A 21,423-nucleotide genomic window follows, 5' to 3' on the forward strand; every position below is an offset into this window, starting at 1 on the left:
GAAAGGTATAGAAAGCTTCCTTATAAAACTCGCTAAAGCTCAAGAGGCGACTATATGATTTTGTGGGGATCCCTCAGTGCCTGTCCTTTTAGTATTCAAAAGCCCCTGTATTATCCATTAAAGAAGCTCACTCATTTCTGGCACGCTGTCGGCTTGCGCTAGCAAGTATTCACACTCTGTTTGGATTAGTGAGACACATAGTTCTATGTGTTCACGCTCTCCGTCATCGATTCCTTGAGCTTCGGTAAGATCAATCGCTTTCTTCAGGGCATTTTTTATAACACTAACGGTTTCTACCATTATGGAAGCCATTTTGGGGCCTGAATAACCCAGCAGAGCGCCGAATTCAGCTAGATCATAGCTGGTGATAGGACGTTTGAAGTTACCTTTCGGCGGATTTTGAAAGTCTTCGCTTTCCCAATCCCCAATCGACATTGCAAAATATTGAGGGATACTGGCGGCACGCCCCTCATCAGCAGACAATTTACCGCTTTGTGAGTTGCGTTTTGCTCCCTCTTGAGCGATAGCTTCTATGTTGACTAAATCATAAAAAGGGGTCAGTTCAAGGCCTTTAGGGGTGACGAAGAAGCTAATATTTTTACCATGAGCATCGTAGTTTAGCGTTGCTAGATTAAAGAACATCCATTGAGTGAGCTTTAGGTTAGTGATGACCGTGTCTATGGTTTTGACGCTCAGTAGGCGTGGGAAAGAAACGCCATCACGCATATATACGCCATCGCCTTCATCCCCATTCTGACGCTCGTATTTGTAACCTGGAGGTAAGTCAGTTGCCTGACAGCCATCAATCACATGTCTTCGTTGAACGACATCACGAGCCTCGATATAGGCACGATCGAACCGCTCTATGATCAGTGTCCTAGTCTTCCCAATGCGAGTTAACTCAACATTAGCGACGTCCAAACCTGCTAGCTTGGCTAATGTCATGCAAAAGAACTCATTAACAGCAATACACGGTGCTCTACCGCTTTCAAACTTCAGAATGTAGTTCGAACTTAATTTGCCTTCACCAAACCCCCATTCATCACCGCGCTTAAGTAAGTTTAACTTGTTTTGAACACCAGCAACCGAAAGGCGAACCTTACCGTCCCAATACACTAATGGCGCTAGATTTCGCTCTAGTCGTTCTATTAGTTCATCATCAGGAACAGATCTAAAACTGGTTCCCCCAAGTTCCGAGCTTGGAACTCGAAAAGATAGTGCGCCAGATGTTTCCGCACCAAGCTTACGAATCAGCCCGAACGTGTTGTTTTTGGAGATAGTGGTGTTTTGTATCATCTCCTCAAAGGCTTCTCCTTCAGGAAGGAGATTTCTGAGGTAGTTCTCGATACTACGTGGCGAAGCCTGAACATCGAAAGGGATGTGTGGCGAAATCGGGAAACCAGTGTGTTTCCATTCATCTTCATAGATGAATGAGAATTCTGTCTCTGTTCCGACAGGAAGAATCAAACGACCAATTTTGGTATTCGTACCGATAAACACGTCTAACTGTTGTAACTTACTCATACCAACCGTCCTCACTGCTTCTCACGCAGTTTTCAGCTTGGGAGGTTATTTGGCTATGTGGACGAACAAATAGGTTTAAATCGATAAGGCGTAGCGATAGCTCTAAGATGTCCATGAGGACGAGTACATTGGCAAAGGTGACACTGGTATCGCCTTTTTCTACCTTCATGACGGTTCTACGAGATAAGTTGGCTTTTGAAGCGAGATCATCAATACGCCAGCCTCTATCGGTACGCTTTGAGCGAATGGCGCTCCCCAGCGTTTCCATACTGAACTCGGTATTCAAATCAGGCATAGGTTGTGCCTTTACCATCTTACCTTTTTTCATAAGTGCCTTTTAATGTACTTTTGTCACTATTGGGTTCGTCTTAATATATAAGTTCACTATAACTCACTTTTGTATTGGCTGTATAAGAAATTATCTATAAGTGCAATTTAAGTTACTTATGGTTGGTTTGCGAGTTTTATACCTCTCTTTGTTCTCTATGAGAGAGTTTTATCAGCCAGAAGGACACATTTGGCAACAGCGTAGTATTCGGAGAAAACAGAGAAGAGTGCGTGATCGGGGCTTACCTGACCCAAAATCGTCAGGTACAAAAAAAGGTTAGTAAACACTAGGCTTACTAACCTTCTAGAATTTGGTGGCCCCTCCCAGACTTGAACTGGGGACCAATCGATTATGAGTCCTACCAAGTTCATTTTTACGAGTATGCAATGCTTGGTAATTTCTATTAAATTCAAATGTTTATCTGTTTGTCTTTGTTGCGTTAGTTTGCATTGATTTTCATGTCACTTTTCTCTTGTCTGACCCATTACCTGACCTAGCTTTGCTTAGGCAGGAAATCTGTCAATATCATTTTTGGCTGCTTTTAGGTTATGTCTATTGGCCTAGAAAGTTAACTTCGCCAAAAAAGACAAGAGAAAATCAGAATGTTAACTGTTACTAAAATTCAATCCGCGACCAGTAGTAAAAATTCCTATTATCTCTGGGATCAATCAGGTCAACGAGGTACAGGGCGTTTGGGAGTTAAAATTTTCACTAGTGGGAAAAAGCAGTTCGTGTTTCGCTACTACCAGCAACAGAAAGAAAAATTTATCTCAATCGGTTTATTCAGTACACGTGCTGGCAGTATGACTCTTACAGAAGCTCGCGAGAAAGCCCAGGTCTTCTCACAACTGTTGCTCGGCGGAAAAGATCCTAAATTGCATCTTGAACAACAAGAGAGCGAGCAGAAAAAAATTGATGCAGAGAGTAAAAGCTTAGGAACCATTGATGAGCTATTTCATAGCTATACGGAGCGCATGAAAATAGATGGAAAGAGAACGTATGAAGACGTGCGAAATGCGCTGGTACGAGAATTCTATCCATATATAGACAGAAACACCAAAGCGTGTGATGTAACGACTGATGATATTAAATACGTTATTAGTAAGATGATCCAGCGCGGAGCTATCACCCAAAGTAACCGAGTACGTAGCTATGTGATGGCGGCGTTTAACCATGGGATGCGCTTTGATAACGATCCTCGCTATTTCTCTTTAGAGTCGAAATTTGGCATAAAATACAATCCAGTAGCACCAATTCCTAAGCAAAAAGACGGAGAGCGCATTGGTGAAAGGTTCTTAGAATGGCGAGAGTTACGGCGTCTGCTAAAAGATCTTCGTGAAAACTATGATCTTGTACCCATCGGACAAGATTTGAGGCACTTACTTCAACTGTGCATCTATCTAGGGGGGCAACGACCGTATGAGGTGATTACACTTGAATGGTGGAATGTTGATTGGGAAGAAAGATTTGTCTGCATTACCAAAGAACGTTCCAAGAACAAAAAAGATCATATCGTACCGTTGAACGGATTGGCTTTTGAAATACTTCAGAAACAATATGAGCTTTCTGGTGGTGGACGATATGTTTTTCCAAATCCTAAAGATGCAGAAGAACCCATGAGGACTAGCTCAATTTGTCGTGCAGTGACTCGTTATCGCGATGCCGTGGGGTTCGATAAGTTTGTGCCTAAGGATTTGCGTCGAACGTGTAAAACTTTGATGGGGGCATGCCGAATCAGCAAAGAAGTCAGGGATCGTATTCAAAATCACGCCTTACAAGATGTAAGTACACGTCACTATGATCGCTATGACTATTTTGACGATAAGTTAGGTGGGCTTGAAACCTGGAGCAGTAAATTGAAAGAGTTGATTGGATATGTTCCACCAGCGTTGTCAGTTGTACCTTCCGCTGAAACGTTACCTTTCCCAGACATTAAAAGTACTCAGTCGCTAAGAGCTAATCTTAAATAAAGATTGTTTTTGAAAGCCCCATTGGGGCTTTCTGTTAATTTTGTTACTACCTAGTTCTTGTCTAGATCATTCAGGTGATCAAGTAAGTATTCGGTGTAGTAAAGCGGCATCACGATGTGCTCTTTCTCTGTTGCTGGAGAGCCTTGAGTACCTGTAAGTTTGATTGTCTTGTGGGGCTTGCATTTCTCGATGTAGGATTGCAATGATTTCGCACGGGTTCGCTTACCGCTTTTTACTTCTATAGGTACGATTCGACCTAGGTCATCAGCGATAATGAACTCTATCTCTGCTCTTGCGTCTCCCCAAGAGAAGCTTGGTTCAATACCTAGCGCAGCGATTTCCTGTTGAACATAGTTTTCGGCGACATATCCCTTGTATTCATAGCCTTGCTGTTTGATTTCACGGTAACCAGTGCCGAGCATATGGTTCAATAGCCCGACATCAAAGAGAAATAGTTTAACCGTATTTTCCTTTTGATAAGCAGCTAAAGGAGAACGAGGCTGCCCTTCAATAGGATGATTTTTTAAAGCAAGCCGACACTTGTGAAGCCATGTGATTGCACTTTCATATTCAGTATAGCGAGACTTGCGCTCGTGAACTCCCTTGAATTTAAACCGTTTAACGGAGTCGTCGAATACCGAAGATAGTTGAGCGGGAATGCTTCGAAATACAGATTCGATTAGCTGTGCGTCCACTTTTCCAGAGTACTTTCCGAAATCACGCATGTAGCCCTCAATTAAGTTCCTATGGACTTCAGATACGGCTTCAATGCGTTCAATAATACTGAGTCCTGAGTTTTCGAACCATGAGTTTACGGCTTCAGGCATGCCGCCAACAAAATAATAATCGGTCAGTAGTTCGATTAATTTTGTATGAGCCGCTGAAGAGTTCAGCTTTTGGTCAAACGCTTTTTGCAGTGCTTTTTCTTCAGATGCCCACAAGAATTCCCTGAAAGTCAGTGGCCTTAAGTTGTGCTGCTCAACTTTTCCAACGGGAAAGGACGTGAGCAATCCGATATTTGAACCACTGGCCGCAACATAAGCTTTGGGAGCCTTTTCTGCAAAGTACTTAAGAGAGGTGACCGCTCTTGGACATTCACCAATTTCATCTAAAATAAGGAGATCTGTCGATGGTTCGAAGATTTCTCCTGTTAAGAGTTCAATGTTGGTGATGATGTCATCAGGGTTTAGAGAGCCTGAAAAGGCTTCCATTAACTCAGGGCTTTCTAGAAAATCGATTCTTAGGACATTTTCGAATGTACTTCCTAATAGTTCCTGCAATAGGAATGTTTTACCAGTTTGTCTAGCACCGTCAATCAGCAAAGGCTTCCTTGTCGGCTTGTCTTTCCAGGTGAGTAGGTTTTCAAGTAGTGTTCGTTTCATCTAGCCACCTCAGTTAAAGTGCTTATCTGGTCGATTGTTTATTACATAAAAATGCGCAATAAAATGCAAGCATTAACATTTAAATGCGCATAAAAATGTATTAAATAACACTTTTATGCGTGTAAAAGTGTTGTGTGTGTATTTGTGCGAATGATAGTGTTGGGATTGTGAAGGGAGGTGATGAATCTATGCATCATTTCTGATTGGTTGCTTGGCAAGGTGATCAATTATCGCAGCGAGAAAGCCCTAACGGACTTTCAGATGCCGAAGTTTCTTGCTGTCTAGCTCTTATAGGTAATAAGCTTTATTAGTAAGTAATCCACTAGTTAATAAGCTGACAGAACCCTTGGGGTTAGAAATGAATGTGGTACTACCGTCAGCGATCACTTTCTCTACAGCATCATGTTGATGCCCTGCCACCCAATACCTAGCTCTTGAGATCAACTCATTACTCAACCCTGCATGATAATACGGAGCATAATCGCTGCTGGCATTTTGCTCGAAAGCAAAAGCTTCTTTAGATGGAAGGTGGTGAGATATTGCTATATCAACTTTCTCTGGAAAGTTGTTAATGAATGCTTTGTGCTGCTCTTCAATCATTTGATGGCTGATGTACTTTGTATCATTCATCAGTTCTGAGTACACATCAATCAGCGCAGACGAGTATGTGTGGATAGGAAACCAAAGAGTTCCTCCATAAATACTACATCCATCTAAATTTATTGACTCATTATTCAAAAAGAACAGGTTTTCAGTTGTATCACTATGAGCCTTAAGCTTGGATAGTACGGAACTCCTAGAATCTTTGAGAACGTCAGAGTTTGCACTAGATTTGCACCCAACGGGCGTACTTCTATGGCGGTAGGATTTACTCTTATTGCTATACCATTCATGGTTTCCTGCAATCATTATCACAGTCTTAAAGTGGCGACAAAGTACATTTGTTACATACGCCATGCATGAGAGGCCGTTCGCTGTGTCACCTGCAACGACTAAAGTGGCTTCGTTATCGAAGCTATACCAGAAATCACGGCGTATTCCGTGAATGTCGAGATGCAGATCGGAAACAACGTAAAACTTCAAACTATCATGGCCTTAAAGTTGATTGACTGCCCCATGGTACAGGGATTTTTTAGATTAGAGAAGTGAGCACATACGCTAAGCGCTTTAACATCAGTAGCTTAAAGTGAAACTTCTATGGAGGACAATGATTGGCCGCTTTGTTTGATTTTTCGGCACTAAGATTTAGACACTAACTTTTAGTGTCTAAATCTTAGTTGCTATTAACCATTTGAAATTATTTATTTTTATTGTTAAAAGTTAAGATGTGTTATGTAAGCGGCATGCGCCGCAGCAACGAGTGGTGGGTATCATGCAAGATAGCCTTCTTGCAGTGTATTCTCTAATTCTTTGCCGAGAATAATCTCAAAGTCAGTAAATACAGCAATAGGACAGCAAGTACTGCCTTTTTCCCCGAACTGGATAAATCCTTTTGATGATAAGGCGTCGATTTTTCGTGACAGTTCTGCAACCCCAATGCGAGCTTTCATTAGTCTCCCTCTCAGAACGAAATAGTAAAACCCTAGTGTATACAACGCTGTTCTGAAAGAAAAAGTGGATATGTTATATTCACTTAATTGCTTGACGTCATGATTTCATAATCGGACTTTGAAAAATGAGCATTTTGATAAGCTTTAATAGCCGTGCGGTTGTCTTTGTGAACATATAGGCGTAGCTCTAAGCCTTTTTGTTCTTTCATTTCATTTTTTACCGCATCCAAAAGCAATGACATACGACCCTTGCCTCGCTGGGATTTTGATAAGAACATGCTTTGAATCCACCAGTAATAACCAGCGTTCCAGTCGCTCCACTCGCGAACCGCAGAGACACTCCCTACGGGAGTGTTGTTCTCATCAACTAAAACCCAATAGGTAGCAATTGAAGGCTCACGAAGCGCGACCAGAATGCCCTTTTCAAGTGTTTCTGGGATCTTAATACTCCCCTCAGCCTCTCTTGCTTCTTCAGCAGTGAAGTTAACAAGGTAGGGTAAGTCATCTAAAACGGCTTTTCTTACTTTCATCATAGCCCTCAAATTTGTCAGTGGTTTCTAAAGGTTATCAAAGAATAATTGCTTAGAACATACACGGTATGTCCGTTGTGACTAGGTGAGCATGGTAAGAGCGCCGCTTAGAAAATAGCGTTTAAGCATAGCCATCTAAATTCAGAAACGAAGGAATTTTCACGCCAATTAACTACCAATAATATGGATTGTCGATAGCGGGTAAGCATGTTGGTTTGCCCACAACGTTTGGGATTACTTCACCGACTAAAGATTGTGCAATCCAACCTTCAGGGTAGGACAAGTCTAGCGGAGCTTGAATTACGTCCTGACTGATTGGAGCGAATCCTGTTTTTGAGTAAAAGTGGATATCCCCGTAAGTAATGGCAACGGTGACGCCTTTTTCTTTCAGTGTCGCTAACCCAAATTTGATCAATCCTTGACCTACACCTTGCCCATGACACTCTGTTGCAACGGCCACGGGGGCTAAAAGGAATATGTTTTCACCATTTGGAAACGATAGGCGAGAGAAAATGATGCTACCGACAATGCGTTCACTTTCATCTTGAGCAATAAACACATAAAGATCCTCATCTTTGGTTGGTAAAGTGAGAAAGTCTTCCACGAGTTTCGCAATTAATGCACCTTCTTCTTTACCCTCTGAATCCGAAAATGTGTTATTGAACAGTGTAATGATTTCTTGAGATTGTTCTTGTTTGTACAAAGCGTATTTCATATATCTATCTCTAGTTTGCAATTTTTAAAATAAAGTACTGATAGGTAAAATCTTTTGCAGCACTGCGCTCGTAAATCGAAATCTCTTTGTTAATGTCTAATAACACTTGGGACGCAGGCATAGCAGCTTGTAATTCCTCAACTCGGTCTTGCAGAGGTTGCCAGTAGTTTTGCCATGCATCGACGCCTAATGAGAAGTGTTCGATCATTTCGTAGCCATGCTTTTTGAGCAGTGCGAGCCGTTTAGGTATCGATTGAATATCTGGGTAGTCTGCCAGCCAAAACTGTTTTGTCTCTTCGTCGGGAGAGTCAGTGAGCCAAACCAAATCACTCACCATCAAGAAGCCATTGTCTTTCAACAGAGGCTTCCATTGTTTTAGTGCGTTCTCCATTCCCATAATGTAGACGCAGCCTTCCGCCCAAATGGCATCAAAACTCTTTGCCTGAAATGGCAGTTCCGTCATGGAGGCACAAACAGGAGAAATCCGCTCATGTAACTGTGCATTTTGGATTTTTTTATTGAGCTGTTCGATGGCAATAGGCTCATTATCCACGGCGGTAATGTGCGCGGTACTGTTATCGGCTAGCAGTAATGTTGAGGTGCCAGTGCCGCAACCAATGTCTAAAATATCGGTCATTGTCTGAGGAGACATTAATGAAATCGCTTTTAAAGAGTCCTTGTGACTCCCTGGCCCCCATCTTTCTAATGTTGCAAAGACCGTCATAAAGTCTTTCATGTAACTCTCGTGTTCGTTCATATCTTTTGATAGCCACTTTAATCGGAGCGCTTCTTTTTCACTGTAACCCTGCGTACTTAACCAGTTTAAGTAAGCGCTAGGCGCACTTTGACTCAGGGAATGGTGTAACTCTCTTTGTGGACGTTCCCCAAGTAACGCCAGTAGCAACTCACGAGCGTGGATTTTTTTATCAATTTCATGGTTGAGTTGCGTCAGCCGATTTTCCAATAAGCTTCTACTTAGCTTCGCGTCCAAGCATTGTTCGCACTCTTTCAATGAGAGTCCTGCGCTTTGAAGTTGCTGAATCAATAACAGTCGCTGCAAATCGTTTTCGCTGTAATAGCGATATCCATTGTCAAGACGCTGACCGTTAATCAGCCCTAACTTCTCGTAATAGAGTAAGGTGGTGCGAGAGATACCCGCCTTCGCCGCCAGTTCAGAAATCAAATACATGTGCGATTTGACCCAAGTGTTCTTAGTATTGGGATAGTATGAACTGTAGAGTAGTAGACAGGTCAAGTAGACTTGTTCGAATTTTTCGCCAACAGTGGTGGAAGTGAGCTGTGCGAGTGTAAGTCAATGTCTATTATCTAATGCAAACTGCCTAATCGTGATCCGTCACAATTAAGTGTGTGTTTCTTCCAACTCTTTTTAGATCACGAAGTGCTGTTTCTTTCTTCGCAATCCGAAGAGGCCGATCTGAAGATATGGTATTGCTGATAATGTCAATATCATCACGTTTCGTATGTGTGAACTCGATAACGCCGTAGGAGGTTCTAAACTCCCCTTTACGCCCCGTTGTCATGATAGTAATTCTGTCGGTCATTACTTGAGAAATGACACTGTATTCTGAGAGTGCCGATTCTAGAGAGATGTAATTATACTCTCCCCGTCGCAAGCATTTAGCAATATATTCAATAGTATAACCACCTCTATGACGGCTGTATGAGAATACATAAACACCATTGCACACCCTCTCTAGTACTCCTGCTTTTACTAAACGCAGCAAGCTTTGCTGGAATGCTGTAAGTGAATCATCAAAAAATAATCTCCTGAGATCACTCTTTCGATAAACATGTATGCCTTTTCTATCAAACTTATGCAGTCGTTCTAATGCAGTCTCAATCTTCACGTCAATGCTCATAAGTAGTCACAAAAAGTAAGTATGACATATATTTTTGTCCACTTGTGATTGAAGTTAAAGCATCGGTAGTCGCTGATACCCTAGTGATTCCTGACTTATTTGTCAGAGTTAGGATCTTAACTCTGAATCTATGATGAATATGGTTCTTTGAGGAGGGGGAATAGCGTCACCAATAGTCAGAATCTGTTCTCTATTCTCGGTTAGGATCCTAACTCGGAACTTATGGGGATGATTTTGGTTGCTTTGAGGTGAGGAAATGGCAGCACTAATCGTCAGATGCGATGTTCATTCTCGGTTAGGATCCTAACTCGGAATTTATGGATATGAATATGGTTGCGTTAAGGGGGGATAGCGTCACCAATAGTCAGAATCTGTTCTCTATTCTCGGTTAGGAACCTAACTCGGAACTTATGGGGATGAATATGGTTCTTTGAGGAGGGGGAATAGCGTCACCAATAGTCAGAAACTGTTCTTTATTCTCGGTTAGGATCCTAACTCGGAATCTATGATGATAAATATGATTCTTTGAGGAGGAGAATCGCAACACTAATAGCCTAGAGTCCGATCATTTTCATTTTTGGTAGGAGTTAAACTAATTATTGTTTCTCTAATTTAATAATTAAAAAATCAAACGGTTTTTATTTAATAATTAAATGTTAAAGTGATTTTTAAATAGTATCAAAAGGTCCTTTACAAAGAGAATATTACTTGATAAATATAATGGTCATTGAATTTATCCATATATATCAAGAGGGTTGTCGATATGTCTAAAGTTCTAGTTTATTCTAAACGTAATCGTGAGATGAGTTATCTATCCGTAAGAGAAGAACGTGAAACTAAGGTCAATGATTTTAAAGTGTTCTACAATGAAATTTCAGATGAAGAAGCATTACGCAGAGCAAATTCTATTAATTTAGATGAAAAGAACAATGTTCCAAAAGTTCGTTTGAAAAGAAAAGATATTAAAGAAAAGAAAGAATGCCGAGTGCCAGGCTTATATGGCTGCAACCGCTATAAGTCAAGAAAAAATGAGACATTCAACGTATTCTAATGCTGTTCTTTTTTTGCACAACTCTAAAGCCAGTGGACTTTTATCAGACAAATGATGAAAGCCTTAGAAATTCCGTCATCAAAGCTCGTGGCAAGAGAATTTGCCAAGACTGGCAATCAATGTGCCACTACTGGCGTTGAAAGTGCCAGTAGTGGCAGAAGAATTTTTGCAATAATTTAGACTTATTTGAGTTTAACCTTCATTTTTGTAAAAGCTAACCTTATATTAGAATTATAACTTTATAATAGTTATAACGGTTATAATAGTTATAACATGAAAAATTAAATAAATAAAGTTTAGTTTTTCATGTTGGATTTTAATGTCAAAGTGTTTTTATAATTAATTTGTTTTTAGTTATATGGAAATAACTTTAGAGTCATGGTTATTATCTATGGGGTTAAGTTTATTTTCTAGATTTTCTTTAGGCAAAGGTGGTTTGCCTAAATTCTTGACTTAAGTAGTCAAATTTAGCGAGATGTAAACATATTGGTAGTATCAAAAAACATCCATTTTCTGACACCAAATTGGTTAATGATATCAATTGTGACACCAAAAGGTGTGGTCAGTTGGGAGTGAGGGACGGACATTTGCTTATGGTCGTGTATCAATTAGCGAGCAAACAGTATCCAAAATAAAAGTAGATGAATGTAAGCGAGTAATAGTCAGTGACAACGCCAACTTAAAGTTAAGCTGGTTCTCATAACAGAGAACAATGTTCTCTGAGTAACGAGTTGCGTAACAGGGGATTGGTGAGCTGGCTATTGATACTGCGAGAACACTGTTCTCGCTCAAATCATCAAAACCTAAAGATTTAGTATTTGATTAAATAAATAAAAAATGCTTCGAGGAGAACGATGTTCTACTCAAAGCTTGTTACTTGCGACTTTGGGTAGTTGAATCAGTCTGCTTTCTCTACAACCATGCCACTTTGCTCTGCAAAGTGAATCAATCGAGTGATATTGCTTAGGCTCCACTGGTTGGTGATGGCTATCACCTCGTCGTTAGGCAGCGTAATCAGCGCGTCCTCATCGCTGTGGAAGCGGCGAATTCTACCTTGAGGGATATTATCCGCTAGGATGGCAATGCGTCGTCTTACTGGTTCGTTAAATGCGTTGAGTACATCATTCAGGCTTTGTGGCTGATGCTTCTCGATCCAGTCCGTGACTAACGCTAGCGCGAGGTGACGCTTTTTATAGGTATGACCGCTATAGCGGTACTCCGAGTAATCTTTTTCGCCTTTTTGAACGCTTGTGCGCTGCTCGGCACGCTTCTCGCGGAACTTCACTTGGTACTCTTCTACCTCGGGTACAGGGATGATCTGTTCGGCATTGATCAGTACATCTTCTTTGTAGCGGTAGGGCGTGAGGCGTACACAACTGATATCGATACCTTTATCACGCAGCCATAAGACAGAAGTGGTGAGTTCTTTACCGAAGTCTGCTGAGGCTAAAACGATTCGAACATCGTTACCAAAGTCATCCAAGCTGTTTTCATCGAGATCGACAAACTCCAGAATGGCTTCGCGGGCATCAATCTCTTGACCTTCTTTCTTCAAGTACTGGGCATAGTAGTCACACGCTTTGTCGAACGTCATGGTAGAGATCATTGCGGCATAGCGTAGCGCTTGCAGCTCCATATGCGCACCTATTTCATCCCGCTTAAGCTCGATAACGACTAAGTTGGCATTCTTGTCGATGGCTAACAGGTCTATACGGCGACGGCTATCTTCCCAGTCAGAAAACTCTTCTGATATCACCAAACAATCAGGTGCGATGGCATCAATACAGCTTTTCAGCGCTTCTTGTAAATCGTGCCGTTCTTGCAGCCCTTCGGCTGCAAAAGTGGTCGGTGTCAGTGCGGTGAGGTTTTTATTGGAGATATTGTACAGGCTCATAGTTACACCGCTTGTTCAATCACACTATCAGTAAATTGGAAATGTGCATGCTTTCCTTTTTCTAAAGAAAATTTGAGCTTATCGCATAGATCAATTAGCTCCTCTACTTTCTTCACAATCAGAGTTTGTTCTCTAATAGGGGGGAGTGGGATTGGTGCCATTTTCAACTTGTCTTGAGATATGTTCATTTGACTTTCTGCCATGCCAGATTTAGCTGATTCCAGATACTCTGAAGTAGCCCCCGCGTTTAGACACAGCGAAACGAAGTTGTTAGACATCCCAAGTTCTATTAGGTGAAAGCGAATAATTTTATCTGAGATCATAAGCTTAGGCCTTGTGGTTTGAACCAAGCAAGATACTCCTACTCTGTTTTTGGGGCCTGCTCTAGTAATCAAAATATCTCCATTCTTTACCTCATATTGAGGTCGAGGTTCCTTGGAGGGGCTGAGAACTTTATTTTCATATTCTCTATACTCCATACTCTGAACGGCAGTTGTTTTAAGTACACCCCAAGTTTCGTGGTTTGGAGATGCCTCTGGTGGACAAGCTGGACTCCAACCAGCATCCATTTCACTAATTAATGAGTTCAAGTGACACCACTCCCACCCACTAGGCAGTTCAAACGGCTTTTCATCTTCAGCAATCGGTGGCAGCGCTTTTTGCTTCTTGATCTTCTTCTCTTTAACTAACTGTGCTTTTTCTTCCGCTATTCTTTTCAGTAACTCAGCAGCAGGTTCATCGCTTGGATCTTGTGGAACTAGCTTACCCATCACGGCAAGCTGTAGGATGGTTTGCTTAAGCTGGTCGATACTCTCTTCAGTAGTGAATAAGGTATCGAAATGCTCACTGATTCGCGCCCAGTTTTGCATCAACTCGTCAGCATCGGCAGAGTTGGTGAGTGTGTCCAACAATGTTGTTACCAGCACTTGATGCGCTTCAATACTGGCTTCAGTTTGCTGCTCAAGCTGGTCGCAAAGCGCCATTAGCTCATCGACTTTGGCGACGATGCGTTTCTGCTGATTGAATGGTGGTACGATAAATAACAACTGCTTTAACGCCGTCGCGTTTACATTAGGTTGTCCTGTTCCAGCAGAGTTTTCAATCAGTTGCTTCCAGTATAACTGGCTTCCTAAAAATACCTTAGTAAACGGTGCATAGACTGCTTGAACTCTTTTTACACGTATCAAATATGATGCAAAGACGGCTTGTAAGTCGATATTTTCAACAAGATATGACTTGCCTATAGTCCCACCTGTCCTAGCAATTAAAATATCATCATTTTCAAGTAAGTAAGATTTAGCTTTTTCTTCAGTAATATCACAAGCTGGGACTGTCCCCCAGTTCACCTTATCATTCTGAATGTCAGTAATTCTAAGCAGTCTGACTCCTTCCGAATTGGGTTTTGCTGAAGCTGTATACCCATAGTGAATATCACTACTTAAGTTGCCTAGCCTCGTCCATTCCCAACCCTTTGGAACATTAAATGGAGCTTCTTGTTCAGTAACTTCAGGAAGAGCTTTTTGTTTCTTAATCTTCTTTTCTTTCACCAACTGCGCTTTTTCAGCAGCAATACGCTCAAGCAACAATGAAGCTGGCTCATCATTAGGATCTTGAGGAACAAGCTTTCCACGCACCGCTAACTCTAAAATCAGCTCACGCAGCTTCTTAACACCGTAAAGCTCTAGTTTCTTGCTGCTACCGCGACCAGAGGTCGATCTGATCTTCACTGCGGAAGTCCAAATATCAATATGTTCGGTAATTAGGTTTTCGACTGCCATTATTGCTCTCCACCTTGCTTTTTACCTTGAATGGTAGAGCTAAGCGCATCACCGAGAATGCCTTTCAGTTGGTCACGTAGTGCCTTAATTTCTTGCTGTTGTTGCTGATAGCTCGCCAGTAACTCTTCAGGATCATGGCTGACTACTTCGTCCTGATACGGGTTTTTAATATCAAGGTTGAAATTGCGCTCGATAATATCTTCAATCGACACTTTCCAAGCTTGCTTGGTCTCGATGCGGCTAGCGAATCCATCGTCCTCGTTACCCCACCAATCGATCTCTTGCTGGAACTCCTCAAACTTCATCGGTTTGGTTTTGCTGTAGTTCTTCACGCCTTCTGGGTAAGGGTGCTCATAGAACCACACTTGTTTGGTCGGCTGGCCTTTGGTAAAGAACAGAATGTTGGTCTTAATGCCCGTGTATGGGTTGAACACGCCATTAGGTAAGCGAACAATCGTGTGCAGGTTACACTCTTCCGTCAGCATCTTTTTGATTTTGGTTTTTACGCCTTCACCAAACAAGGTGCCATCAGGTAACACCACACCAGCGCGACCATCTTTATCCAATACTTCGACAATAAGCTGTAAGAACAAATCGGCGGTTTCGCGGGTTTGCATTTCGGCAGGGAAGTTCTTTTCAATCCCGTCTTCTTCTGTGCCGCCAAACGGTGGGTTAGTCGCAATCACATTGATATTGCTGTCCCAGTTTGAAAGCGGCTTGTTAAGCGTGTTGCCGTGCTTGATCTGCACAGGGACTTCGATGCCGTGGAGCATCATATTGGTGATACACAGCAAATGTGGCAGTTGTTTCTTCTCTACACCATGGATTTGCTTTTGCAGCGTTTGGTGGTCGGCTGCGCTTGTCACGTAGTTCTCTTTAACGTGATCGAACGAGCAAGCCAGGAATCCACCCGTGCCGCAGGCGGGATCCATAATCTGCTCACCCAGTTTAGGATCAAGACGATTGACGATAAAGCGAGTCACTGCGCGAGGGGTATAGAACTCACCTGCATTACCTGCGCTTTGTAGGTCGCGTAGGATTTGTTCGTAGATATCACCAAACAGGTGACGTTCTTTAGAGTCAGTAAAGTCGATTTCGTTGAGCTTGTTAATCACTTGGCGCAGCAGTGTGCCATTTTTCATGTAGTTGAAAGCATCACTAAAAGCTTCTTTCACCACAAAACCGCGTGGGTTGGTGTCTTTCGGTGCGGTTAGGTTTTTTAACGTCGGGAATAGGTCATCATTGATGAACTCCAGCAGCTCATCACCTGTAATGCCTTGGTTATCTGCCGCCCAGTTGCGCCATAGGTACTTGGCTGGGATGGGTTCGCGGTAATCATCTAACTCGAACTCTAGCTCTTCCTCTTGAGCATCAAACACTTTAAGGAATAAAAGCCACGACATTTGGCCTAGACGCTGCGCGTCACCATCAACACCCGCATCTTTACGCATGATGTCTTGAATAGACTTGATAACTGAACTGATTGACATGGAGTTCTACTACTAACTGACTGAAAAAACTGGGGGAGATTATAGCAGAATTGACATGAAAAACGTGAATTAGTGCATATGCAAAATGGTGGTTATTTGTGGCTCAATAAATAATAATCAAATGAATATTAAATGAATAAATTAAACAGTAGGTTGTCTAGGTTTCATGAAAATAGAATGCCCCCATTGTCAGACCGATAATGATATCGAATTTGCCGAAAACATTGCGTGTAAAGAGTGTAAGAAGAACTTTAAAGGTTTCAAGTTCAGCAAACGTAAACTTATATCCGCGAGTACCGCTTTGCTCGTCGGGGCTATCGGCGGATACAAGGTTAACTCAGCTTTAGATGAAGAGCGTTACCCACTCGAAGTAGAGTATGCCATCGTTGATACCTGCGTTAATTCATCAAAAAACATGGTGTCGATAAGTAGGTATGCGAATAAGCGAGAAACGTGTTTATGCGCTCTTGCACAAACGGAAAAGTCTGTGCCGTATTCCGATTACAAATCTGATCAAAACTTGTTTTTGAGTAACTTCAAGCTGAATGCAAGAAGTTGTTCATAATAGAAAAATGAGGCAGCTAGACTGCCTCATTTATATCTAATATGCTTAGCGTTTAGGTGTGTTGCCACGACCTTTGCCTGAAGGCTTGCCAGTTGTGCTTGGGTAGTTTGGATTACCTTTTGGCGCAGTCTTTGGTGCAGAACTTGGTTTTGCCATGATGGTTACTCCTTACTTACCTTGTTTTTGGTTGTGGTCAGCAGCGCGTTGAGCGCGGCCTGTAAAGGAGCCTTTTTCGACTTTTCCGCCATTATTCTTCGCTTCATGTGATTGAATACGAGCAGCGGCTTCTGTGGTCATTGGTGCTTTGTTTTTAGACATAATATTTTCCTTTTTGTTTATATGAATGATTGTCTCCGCTGAGACAATTGCATAGTAACTAGTAGGGTAGGGACAAATGGGGACAGCCCAAAAACAACAGCAAATTCGAACCATGTTGGATGCTTTAGGCTGGAGCCACAAGCAACTGGCCGATGTTCTTTACGAAGAACTTCAGTGTTCTGAATATGAAGACATAGAAGATGCTTCCCCTGACGAAATTCGTAAGTTCAGAGAAGCTCTTAAGAAGCATTTACAAAGGGACTCTACTCCAGAGAGTCGGCTTGAACAGTACGTAAAAGTCATTTCGGAGCACCCAGATTTTGTTGCATTGGGGTTGGATGTCGTGGTTCCAAAATACGTTAACCATAGATGCTTGAATGAGGATTCGCTTGCAGGGTTAGCAGAGATATCCAGTTGGCTGGATGAAGATAAGAGCCGTTAAAGACGGATGCGTTTGACGTAGAATTATTTTTTCTGACTTTTACTAATAAATTATCGTTATTAAGAGGGGCGCAGGATGTACAAGGGGCATTGGTATGATGTTGTCGGGAAAGAGAGGACAGATCTCCGAGCAATGAGTCTCGACTTCGACTCATTAAAGTTGGCTATAGATGAAGCAATGAGCGTTTTGCCTGATACACGACTAATCGTAATGAATGAGAATTTAGATTGGGGTCTCATCTCTATCGAGGAAACCAAAAGAATGCTCATTTGTAAGGATTAGAAGGTGACAAGCTAAGATGAACTTTGTTGCTTTCCTCACTGTTTGATTTATAAGCAGTGAGTATCATAAGTTGTCTATGATGCTAAAGAGGAGCTTTGCATGGCATGCCGTTGTTGTAACAAACGTTTGAACGTAGGGATGATACACAAAAGAGATCCCCATACAGGCCAAAAATTTAAGTCTTGTCCTCATTGTTCTGATGCAAATGGAGGAGAGCACGTTTTTCATCCATATCCATCGTCCTTTGGTAAAACACCTGCTAGAGTGACCGCTCGAAACCCTGAAGGATATCAAAGCTACTGTATAGATTGTCGTCGCCTGGATAAAGGAGTGCAATCTCAAGCCTATATGAATGGGAAAGCATGCAGTAGTCTTGTTGAATAGAACTCTGATGAACTTATTTCAAGATGATGCTGTTACATGGCTGTCAACGCTCGATGCTGCGAGCGTTGATCTATTAATCACCGACCCTCCCTATGAGTCTTTAGAAAAACACCGAAAAATTGGCACAACAACTCGGCTTAAGGTTAGCAAGGCGTCAAGTAATCAATGGTTTGATATTTTTCCTAACGATAGATTCGAAGCGTTACTCAGTGAGGTCTATCGTGTGCTTAAGAACCACTCGCACTTTTACCTTTTCTGTGACCAAGAAACGATGTTTGTTATTAAGCCGATAGCAGAAAAAATCGGCTTCAAATTCTGGAAACCTATTGTATGGGACAAAGTGAGCATTGGTATGGGCTACCACTACCGTGCTCGACACGAATACATACTGTTTTTTGAAAAGGGTAAGAGGAAGCTCAATGATTTGAGCATACCTGACATACTGACCCATAAACGAGTCTATAGAGGGTATCCAACTGAAAAGCCAGTAAGTCTCTTGGAAGTTCTGGTCGCTCAAAGTAGCAGAGAAGGGGAGCTAGTTGTTGATCCGTTTTTTGGCTCTGGCTCGACTTTGGTTGCAGCTAAAAACTTGAATCGTCAGTTCAAAGGTAACGATATTTCCTCATCTGCCCATGAGCATATTCGTCAGCGTGCGGACTTTTGAACCTAAAGGCGAATACAGTTAACGGCTACCTGAAGGTAGCCGAGTAGCAATGTGGGGTTATGGTGATTAGGCTGATTGATAAATCTCAGCTTCCAACTCAGAAATCGCTTCTAAATACTGCTCTTTTCCGCCAAAGCACTTTTTGACGATTTCAGCAGGACGTCCCATCTCGTCAAAAGGCTTAACTTTGAGTACATGAATATTTTCAATCTCTTGAACGCCTTCGTCTGCGTACTTGTCTAATAAGTTGTTCAACACCTGCTGAGCCGTTTCACCGTACTTAGTGAAGTAGTTGCGCTTTTTGACGTTATCAGCCCGTTCTTTTCTGGTGAGTGCTGGTTGGTCATACACAACATGACAAATCATGTCGAATGGGTCGAGATCTTTGCCGACTTCCAGCTCTAACGCTTCCCAGATGATGCCTTCCTCTGCCAGTTCATCAATGATTGCTTGCTTTTTATCGGCATCTTGCCAGCGCTTAACAAAGTCGTCCATCGAGGTGAACTGTTTTGCCATCGTCTTGCGGGTATAGTCTTTGAACGATTCGGTTACGAGTTTACCGTCGGCATCGTAGTATTGAACACGTTCGGCAATGGCTTTCACCGTTACACCGTTGATATGGAACTTTCTAACTCGATGTTCATCCTGCCAATCATCTTCGGCATTGCTAGCACCTGAAGGAGATGAACTAGAGTCGTATGAAGCTTCTGGTTCTTGGATGCTTTCAGGGTCGATATCTTCCCCTTCAAATGGATCATCTTGTTCAAGCTCATCCTCACCATCGATGATCTCATCGAGTCCTTCATCGGTTTCGAAGTCTTCTGGTTTTGTCTCTTTAACTCGCTCGGGGACACCATCAAAGCGCTCATCAGCGAACAGTTCAGTCGCTTTTTTAAAGTCGAGAATGGTAAACCATAGCTTTCCGTAACGATCATCAATACGAGTACCACGACCGATGATCTGCTTAAACTTGGTCATCGACTGAATGCCCTGGTCAAGAACAACCAGTTTGCAAGTTTTTGCATCGACACCTGTTGTCATGAGTTCTGAGGTGGTCGCGATAACAGGGTAAGCCTTTTTGGGGTTGATGAAGTTATCAAGCTGAGCTTTGCCGATTTCATCATCACCTGTAATTTTCATTACGTATTTTTCATTCTTAGCAACTTGCTCAGGGTTGCAGTTGATTAGTGCTCGACGCATACGCTCTGCGTGGTCAATGTCATTGCAGAAAACAATGGTCTTCGCCATCGGGTCGGTGCGCTTGAGGTAGCTGGTGATGGTCTGTGCAACCAGTTCTGTTCGCTCATCAATGACCATAGTTCTGTCGAAGTCTTTCTGGTTATAGATCCTGTCTTCGATGACTTCACCATGTTTATCGACTTGTCCTTTGGTTGGTCGCCAACCTTGTAAATCTACATCGATATCTACACGCACAACTTTGTAAGGGGCTAAGAAACCGTCTTCAATACCTTGCTTTAGAGAGTAGGTATAAATGGCATCGCCAAAGTACTCGGTGTTAGACACGATATCGGTTTCTTTCGGTGTCGCGGTTAGCCCTATTTGAGTCGCTGAACCGAAATACTCAAGAATCTCGCGCCATGCGCTGTCCTCAGCGGCACTGCCACGATGGCACTCGTCAACGACAATAAGATCAAAGAAATCAGGATCGACCTGTTTGTATGCTTTTTGGTGCTCTTCTGGGCCAGTCAGAGCTTGATACAGAGCTAGGTGGATTTCGTAAGCGGGATCGACTGTTCGACCAGTGACTTTAGTCATAGCGGGGCCAAACGGCTGGAAATCGTTCCTCTTAGTTTGATCGACCAGAACGTTTCTGTCTGCTAGAAATAGGATGCGTTTTTTGGCTCGGGACTTCCACAGTCGCCAAATAATCTGGAATGCAGTGTAAGTTTTGCCCGTACCTGTTGCCATAACCAAGAGTACACGGTTTTGTCCTGCTGCGACCGCCTCCACAGTTTTGTTTATCGCCTGTAGCTGATAGTAGCGCGGAGACTTACCGCTACCATCATCATGGTAATCTTGAGTAATAACTGGAAGGTGCTCGGTTTTGTAGCCTTTCCAAACGCAGTACTTGTCCCATAGTTGCTGAGGTGTCGGGAAGTCTTCAAGTCGAATTTCAGTTTCGAGTTGAGCTGGGTTGGTTTTGTCGTGGAAGATAAAACCGTCGCCATTTGAGGCAAAGACAAAAGGGACTTCAAGTAAGCTGGCGTAATCTAGACCTTGTTGCATACCTTTGCCGATTTCATGCTTATTCGCTTTTGCTTCGACAACGGCTAGAGGCATGCTCGGTTTATGGTAAAGGACGATGTCTGCAGATTTTACCTTTTTCCTCGCCGCTGCCTGACCACGAACAATGACTTTACCATCACGTAGTTTTACTTCTTGGCGAATCTGCGACATATCATCCCATCCCGCACCTTTGATAGCAGGAAGAATGAATTTCGTGATGATGTCGGTTTCAGATAGCTTTGATTTATTGATTGTCGATTCCATGCGATTAGCCAGCTCAGTACAAATGCATTTCATGACTATACCAAAGGATGCATAAAAGCAGAAAAGATACTGACTTATCAGTGAAGTGGGTAACGGTATGTATGAATCTCTAAGGCGAAGGCTCTGAATATGCTGCCATCAATAGGTTTATGTGTGCAGTGAGAG

19 protein-coding genes are annotated in these 21,423 nt (G+C 42.4%); 5 read left to right on the forward strand and 14 right to left on the reverse strand.

All coding sequences use genetic code 11. The annotated features are described in order from the left end of the window. Positions 1-117: 117 nt before the first annotated feature. Together ACQEXT_RS16115 and ACQEXT_RS16120 are read right to left on the reverse strand one after the other, a co-directional pair. Positions 118-1,524: a HipA domain-containing protein gene (locus ACQEXT_RS16115; protein WP_426952945.1), complete on the reverse strand. Its 1,407-nt coding sequence runs from the start codon at positions 1,522-1,524 to the stop codon at positions 118-120. Then, positions 1,517-1,852: a helix-turn-helix domain-containing protein gene (locus tag ACQEXT_RS16120; protein ID WP_426952946.1), complete on the reverse strand. Its 336-nt coding sequence runs from the start codon at positions 1,850-1,852 to the stop codon at positions 1,517-1,519. The genes ACQEXT_RS16115 and ACQEXT_RS16120 overlap by 8 nt, the downstream gene beginning before the upstream one ends. A 602-nt stretch (positions 1,853-2,454) precedes the next feature. Between ACQEXT_RS16120 and ACQEXT_RS16125 the strand changes: the two genes are divergently transcribed. Beyond that, the gene (locus tag ACQEXT_RS16125) at positions 2,455-3,822 is read left to right on the forward strand and encodes a tyrosine-type recombinase/integrase (RefSeq protein ID WP_042770402.1); all 1,368 of its coding nucleotides are present in this window, start codon (positions 2,455-2,457) and stop codon (positions 3,820-3,822) included. 50 nt (positions 3,823-3,872) lie between these two features. Here the strand turns inward: ACQEXT_RS16125 and ACQEXT_RS16130 are convergent, their stop codons facing one another. The 7 genes from ACQEXT_RS16130 to abiEi all read right to left on the reverse strand — a co-directional run bounded on the left by ACQEXT_RS16130 (position 3,873) and on the right by abiEi (position 9,867). Next, complete coding sequence (locus tag ACQEXT_RS16130) at positions 3,873-5,204, reverse strand: ATP-binding protein (RefSeq protein WP_426952947.1); 1,332 nt, start codon at positions 5,202-5,204, stop codon at positions 3,873-3,875. 288 nt (positions 5,205-5,492) lie between these two features. Further along, positions 5,493-6,287, reverse strand: a complete 795-nt coding sequence (locus ACQEXT_RS16135; protein WP_042770400.1) for a metallophosphoesterase — start codon at positions 6,285-6,287, stop codon at positions 5,493-5,495. A 287-nt stretch (positions 6,288-6,574) separates the two neighbouring features. Beyond that, entirely contained in the window at positions 6,575-6,754 is a 180-nt protein-coding gene (locus tag ACQEXT_RS16140; RefSeq protein WP_232105195.1) for a hypothetical protein, read from the reverse strand. 83 nt (positions 6,755-6,837) lie between these two features. Then, positions 6,838-7,287 carry a GNAT family N-acetyltransferase gene (locus ACQEXT_RS16145; protein ID WP_042770399.1) on the reverse strand — a complete coding sequence of 150 codons (450 nt, stop codon included), beginning with the start codon at positions 7,285-7,287 and terminating at the stop codon, positions 6,838-6,840. Positions 7,288-7,456: 169 nt separating this feature from the next. Continuing rightward, the gene (locus ACQEXT_RS16150) at positions 7,457-7,999 is read right to left on the reverse strand and encodes a GNAT family N-acetyltransferase (protein WP_042770398.1); all 543 of its coding nucleotides are present in this window, start codon (positions 7,997-7,999) and stop codon (positions 7,457-7,459) included. Between the two features lie 10 nt (positions 8,000-8,009). After that, entirely contained in the window at positions 8,010-9,188 is a 1,179-nt protein-coding gene (locus ACQEXT_RS16155) for a methyltransferase domain-containing protein (RefSeq protein ID WP_042770397.1), read from the reverse strand. A gap of 151 nt (positions 9,189-9,339) precedes the next feature. Further along, positions 9,340-9,867: a type IV toxin-antitoxin system AbiEi family antitoxin gene (gene abiEi / locus ACQEXT_RS16160; protein ID WP_258520838.1), complete on the reverse strand. Its 528-nt coding sequence runs from the start codon at positions 9,865-9,867 to the stop codon at positions 9,340-9,342. A gap of 775 nt (positions 9,868-10,642) precedes the next feature. On the opposite strand from abiEi, the gene ACQEXT_RS16165 reads away from it, so the two are divergent. After that, complete coding sequence (locus tag ACQEXT_RS16165; RefSeq protein WP_042770395.1) at positions 10,643-10,930, forward strand: hypothetical protein; 288 nt, start codon at positions 10,643-10,645, stop codon at positions 10,928-10,930. Between the two features lie 898 nt (positions 10,931-11,828). Here the strand turns inward: ACQEXT_RS16165 and ACQEXT_RS16170 are convergent. The 3 genes from ACQEXT_RS16170 to ACQEXT_RS16180 are packed head-to-tail and all read right to left on the reverse strand — an operon-like array spanning position 11,829 to position 16,092. After that, positions 11,829-12,824 (reverse strand): membrane protein, encoded by a 996-nt coding sequence (locus tag ACQEXT_RS16170; RefSeq protein ID WP_042770394.1) that lies wholly within the window; start codon positions 12,822-12,824, stop codon positions 11,829-11,831. Positions 12,825-12,826: 2 nt separating this feature from the next. Further along, the gene (locus ACQEXT_RS16175; RefSeq protein ID WP_042770393.1) at positions 12,827-14,602 is read right to left on the reverse strand and encodes a restriction endonuclease subunit S; all 1,776 of its coding nucleotides are present in this window, start codon (positions 14,600-14,602) and stop codon (positions 12,827-12,829) included. Next, complete coding sequence (locus ACQEXT_RS16180) at positions 14,602-16,092, reverse strand: N-6 DNA methylase (RefSeq protein ID WP_042770392.1); 1,491 nt, start codon at positions 16,090-16,092, stop codon at positions 14,602-14,604. The genes ACQEXT_RS16175 and ACQEXT_RS16180 overlap by 1 nt, the downstream gene beginning before the upstream one ends. Before the next feature lie 166 nt (positions 16,093-16,258). Between ACQEXT_RS16180 and ACQEXT_RS16185 the strand changes: the two genes are divergently transcribed. Further along, positions 16,259-16,657: a hypothetical protein gene (locus ACQEXT_RS16185; RefSeq protein ID WP_042770391.1), complete on the forward strand. Its 399-nt coding sequence runs from the start codon at positions 16,259-16,261 to the stop codon at positions 16,655-16,657. Between the two features lie 168 nt (positions 16,658-16,825). On the opposite strand, the gene ACQEXT_RS16190 is transcribed toward ACQEXT_RS16185, so the two are convergent. Then, positions 16,826-16,975 (reverse strand): hypothetical protein, encoded by a 150-nt coding sequence (locus ACQEXT_RS16190; protein ID WP_082309569.1) that lies wholly within the window; start codon positions 16,973-16,975, stop codon positions 16,826-16,828. A gap of 76 nt (positions 16,976-17,051) precedes the next feature. On the opposite strand from ACQEXT_RS16190, the gene ACQEXT_RS16195 reads away from it, so the two are divergent. Both ACQEXT_RS16195 and ACQEXT_RS16200 read left to right on the forward strand, forming a co-directional pair. Further along, positions 17,052-17,417 (forward strand): hypothetical protein, encoded by a 366-nt coding sequence (locus tag ACQEXT_RS16195; RefSeq protein WP_042770390.1) that lies wholly within the window; start codon positions 17,052-17,054, stop codon positions 17,415-17,417. Between the two features lie 673 nt (positions 17,418-18,090). Then, positions 18,091-18,747, forward strand: coding sequence for a DNA-methyltransferase (locus tag ACQEXT_RS16200; RefSeq protein WP_042770423.1), 657 nt, complete (start codon positions 18,091-18,093; stop codon positions 18,745-18,747). A gap of 66 nt (positions 18,748-18,813) precedes the next feature. Here ACQEXT_RS16200 and hsdR read toward each other — a convergent pair whose 3' ends face one another. Next, a complete protein-coding gene (hsdR, locus tag ACQEXT_RS16205) occupies positions 18,814-21,258 on the reverse strand; it encodes an EcoAI/FtnUII family type I restriction enzme subunit R (RefSeq protein ID WP_042770422.1) in 2,445 nt (814 codons plus the stop codon). Positions 21,259-21,423: the final 165 nt, after the last annotated feature.

The organism is Vibrio sp. TRT 29B02 (assembly GCF_050113655.1).
In the GTDB taxonomy this organism is placed as follows: domain Bacteria; phylum Pseudomonadota; class Gammaproteobacteria; order Enterobacterales; family Vibrionaceae; genus Vibrio.